Below are 4,553 nucleotides of genomic sequence, written 5' to 3' on the forward strand. Positions count from 1 at the left end.
GGGCGCCGCCGCCGGGACGGTTTCCGTCGCGTCCACGTGCAGTCCTTTCGATTCGATGGTCCCGGACGCCGGGGCCGGGGGGCCGTCCGCGGGCGCGGCGGCGGGGCGCGGCGCGTCCACCCAGTAGCGCGCGCGCTCAAAGGGGTAGCCCGGCAGGGGAATGCGGCGGCGCCGCTCGCCCTCGCCGAACGCGTCCCAGTCCACGCTCACCCCCGCGGCCCACGCGCCGCCCAGGCTTTCCAGCAGGAACGCCTGGTCGTCCACGCGGTTGTGCGGGTGGCGCAGCGAGCTGAGCACGGCGCGGTCGTCGGGCACGCCGCCGGCGGGGTGCTGCAGCGCCCAGGCGCCCAGCGTCTGCCCTGGGCCCGTCTCCAGCAGCACCCAGCCGGGCTCGCGCCGCAGCGTGGCCACGCCGTCGGCAAAGCGCACGGGGGCGCACAGGTGGCGGGCCCAGTACGCGGGCGAGCGGGCCTCGTCGTCCGTGATCCAGGTGCCCGTCACGTTGGAGACGAACGGGATCTGCGGCGCGCGCAGCCCCATCCCGGCCGCCAGCCGCTCCACCTCGGCGGCCACGGGCGCCAGGGCCCGCGAGTGAAAGGCGTGCCCCGCGGCCAGCCGGCGGCTGACGGTGCCCCGCGCCTGGAGCAGCCCCTGGAACGCCTCCACGTCCGCCGGCGGGCCCGAGACCACGCAGCTTTCCGGCGTGTTCACGGCCGCCAGGTCCAGCGCCGGCGGAAGGACCTCGCGCAGCGCCGCCTCGCCCAGGGGCACGGCGAGCATGGCGCCCGCGGGGAGCGCCCCGATCAGGCGCGCGCGCAGGGCCACCAGCCGCAGCGCGTCGTCCAGGGGCAGCACGCCCGCCAGGCACGCCGCCACGTACTCGCCCAGCGAGTGGCCCAGCAGCGCGCGGGGGCGCACGCCCCAGCCCGTCCACAGCCGCGCCAGCGCGTAGTCCACCACGAAGACGGCCGGCTGGGCCAGCCGCGTGTCGTCCAGGGGCGAGGGGGCGGCGCCGTCGCGGCCCAGCATTCCCCGCAGGTCCCACCCGTCCCCCGTTTCCCCGTCCCCGGGCGGACGCGCGCCGCGCGGCGGGTACAGCACGGTGCGCAGGTCCGTGCCCAGCAGGGGCTGGAGGATGTCGCAGCACTCGTCCACGGCCGCGCGGAACGCCGGCTCGGCCTCGTACAGCCCGCGCGCCATGTCCACGTGGTGCATCCCCAGGCCGGGGAGAAGAAAGGCGACGGGCCGGTCCGTCCGCGGCACGGGGCGCGTGCCCCGTGCGGCCGCCGCGCGCAGGCGGGCCGCGCCCTCCGCCGCGTCGCCACAGACGACGGACAGGCGGTGCTCCAGCTCCCGCCGCCCCGTCCGCAGGGTGAACGCGGCGTCGGCCAGGGGCGGCCCCTCGTGCTCCAGCGCGTGGGCCAGGCGCCCGGCCAGCGTGGCCAGCGCCGTGGGCGTGCGGGCCGAGACCACCAGCAGCTGCGCCGCGCGCGAGGGGCCGGACGGCGCCGGCGGCGGCGCTTCTTCCAGCACCACGTGCGCGTTGGTCCCCCCGATGCCGAACGAGCTGACGCCCGCGCGCCGCGGGGTGCCGTTGCGGACCCAGGGACGCAACTCCGTGTTGACGGCCACGCGGCCGCCGGACGCGGCGATCTCGGGATGGGGGACGGCGCAGTGCAGCGAGGGCGGGAGCTCGCCGTGCGCCAGGGCCAGGACGGCCTTGATGAGGCCCGCGATCCCCGCCGCCGCGTCCAGGTGCCCCACGTTGGGCTTGACGGAGCCGATGGCGCAGGGGTGCCCGCCGCCGGAGCGCGCCAGCACCTGGGCCAGGGCCTGGAGCTCCACGGCGTCGCCCAGGGGGGTGCCCGTGCCGTGCGTCTCCACGTACTGCGCCGTGGACGGGTCCACCCCCGCCACGGACCACGCCTCGGAGATGACCCGCGCCTGCCCCGCCAGCCCCGGCGCCGTGTAGCCCACCTTCTCGGCCCCGTCGTTGTTGATGGCCGACCCGCGGATGACGGCGTGCACCGTGTCGCCGTCGGCCAGCGCGTCGTCCAGGCGCTTGAGCACCACCAGCCCCGCGCCGCTGCCGGCCACGGTGCCCCGCGCCTGGGCGTCGAAGGCCCGGCAGCGCCCGTCGGGGGAGAGGATGCCGTCGGGCGTGTACAGGTAGCCCCGCCGCTGCGCCACGCCGATGGACACGCCGCCGGCCAGGGCCAGGTCGCAGTCGCCCGCCAGCAGGCTCTGGCAGGCCAGGTGCACGGCCACCAGCGACGTGCTGCACGCCGTCTGCACGGCCAGGCTGGGCCCCCGCAGGTCGAGCCGGTAGCTGATGCCGGCCGCCAGGTGGTCCTTGTCGTTGGCCACCCGCACGCGGATGGGGCCCAGGTCGCGCACGAGGTCCGGCCGGGCCAGCACGTGCTCCAGGTAGGCGTTGGTGCCGGACCCGGCGAACACGCCCACGGGGCGGCCGGCGCGGGCGGGGTCGTACCCGGCGTGCTCCAGGGCCGCCCAGGCGCACTCCAGCAGCACGCGGTGCTGCGGGTTGAGGATCTGCGCGTCGCGGGGGGTCAGGCCAAGGAGCCCGGCGTCCAGCCCGTCGGCGTCCGCCAGCGCCCCCCCGGCGGGGACCCAGGCCGGGTCGTCCACCCGCGCGGGGTCGGCGCCGGCGTCCAGCATCTCCCCCCGGCCAAAGCGGGCGATGGACTCCACCCCGCCCCGCAGGTTGCGCCAGAACGCCGCCACCCCGTCCGCCCCGGGAAAGCGCGCCGCCATGCCCACGACGGCGATCTCGGCGCCGGTGCCCGGGGTGGGTTCGCTCGCTGCGTCTGCCATTCCGTCCGTGTGAGTGAGGTGGATGAGTCCCGTCCCTACGCGTCCCGCCGCCTGCGCGCCCCCAGGCGCTCCAGCCCCGCCCGGCGCTCCGCCCCCCGCGCCTCGCCGGCCTGGGCCGCCGGGCGCGTGGCGCCCTCCAGCCGCTCCGTCATGGCGCGGACGGTGGGGTACTGGAACAGGTCCACCACCCGCAGGGGGCTGCCCAGCTCCCGCGCCAGGCGCGACTCCAGCCGCGCCAGCAGCAGCGAGTGCCCGCCCAGGTCGAAGAAGCTGTCCTCCACCCCCACCGTCTCCACCCCCAGCAGCTCCCCCCAGATGCCGGCCACGCGCGCCTCCAGCTCCGTCCGGGGCTCCAGCCGGTGGCCGCCCGCCGCCAGGGCCGGCGGGGGGAGCGCCCCGCGGTCCAGCTTGCCGTTGGGGGTGAGGGGAAGCCGGTCCAGGCGCACGAGGGCGGCGGGGACCATGTGCTCGGGGAGGATGCCGCGCAGGTGCGCCCGCAGGACGTCCGGCCCGGCGTCGCCCACCACGTACGCGGCCAGCCGCCGGTCGCCGGGGATGTCCTCGCGCACCACCACGGCGCAGTCGCGCACGGCCGGGTGCCGGCGCAGGGCCGCGTCCACCTCGCCCGGCTCGATGCGAAAGCCCCGCACCTTGACCTGCCCGTCCAGCCGGCCCAGGTAGTCCAGCGTGCCGTCCGCCCGCCACCGCACGCGGTCGCCCGTGCGGTACAGCCGCGCGCCCGCCTCGCCGCCGAACGGGTCGGGGACAAAGCGCTCCGCCGTGAGCCCCGGGCGCCCCCGGTAGCCGCGGGCCACGCCGGCGCCCCCCACGTGCAGCTCGCCGGGAATGCCGGGGGGCAGGGGGTTCCCCGCCCCATCCAGCACGTACGCCCGCGCGTGCGCGAGGGGCCGGCCGATGGAGGGGGCCGCGCCGGGCTCCACCCGGGCCGAGGTGGCGGCCACCGTGGTCTCCGTGGGCCCGTAGCCGTTGTGCAGGGCCACGGCGCCCGCCCAGCGCGCGGCCTCGGCCGGGGGCAGCGCCTCGCCGGCGCTCACCACCACGCGCAGCGCGGGGAGCTCCGCCGGGTCCATCACGGCCAGCACGGAGGGCGGCAGGGTGGCAAAGGTCACCCGGCCGCCGCGCAGGGTCTCGCGCAGGGCGTCGCCGGGGGCCAGCGCGGCGCGGTCCGCCAGCACCAGCGTGGCGCCGGCCAGCAGGGCCGGCAGGATCTCGTGCACGGCCGCGTCGAACGAGAGCGAGGCGAACTGCAGCACGCGGTCGTCCGCGCGCAGCCCCAGGCGGCCGTGCACCCACTCCGCCAGGGCAGGGATCCCCCGGTGCGTCACCACCACCCCCTTGGGGCGGCCCGTGCTGCCGGAGGTGTAGATGACGTACGCCGGGTGGTCCGCGTCCACCTCCCCCCCCGGCGGAGACGCCGGCCGCGCGGCGATGGCCTCCGCCTCCGCGCGCAGGTCCACGACGGGGGGCAGGGCGTCCCCGTCCAGGCCCGGCGGCAGGGGGCCGTCCGCCACGAGGAGCCGGGCCCCGCTGTCCGCCAGCATGTGGCGCAGCCGGTCCGGCGGGTACGCCGGGTCCAGGGGGAGGAACGCGGCGCCCGCCTGGAGCACGGCCAGCAGGGCCGTCACGGTGCGCGGGCCCCGCTCCGCCAGGAGGGCCACGACGGTCTCGGGGCCGGCGCCGCGGGCGGCCAGGTGGCG

Annotated in this window: 2 protein-coding genes; both read right to left on the reverse strand. The window is 78.6% G+C overall.

Translation table 11 applies throughout. The features are described from left to right. Nucleotides 1-2,835, reverse strand: a 2,835-nt coding sequence (locus tag VFZ20_RS08485; protein ID WP_329683425.1) for a type I polyketide synthase, incomplete at its 3' end; no start/stop codon positions are given. Nucleotides 2,836-2,870: 35 nt separating this feature from the next. Continuing rightward, nucleotides 2,871-4,553: non-ribosomal peptide synthetase (locus tag VFZ20_RS08490; protein WP_329683426.1), on the reverse strand; the 1,683-nt coding region annotated here is incomplete at its 5' end.

Source organism: Longimicrobium sp., from assembly GCF_036280135.1.
Taxonomy (GTDB): Bacteria; Gemmatimonadota; Gemmatimonadetes; order Longimicrobiales; family Longimicrobiaceae; genus Longimicrobium.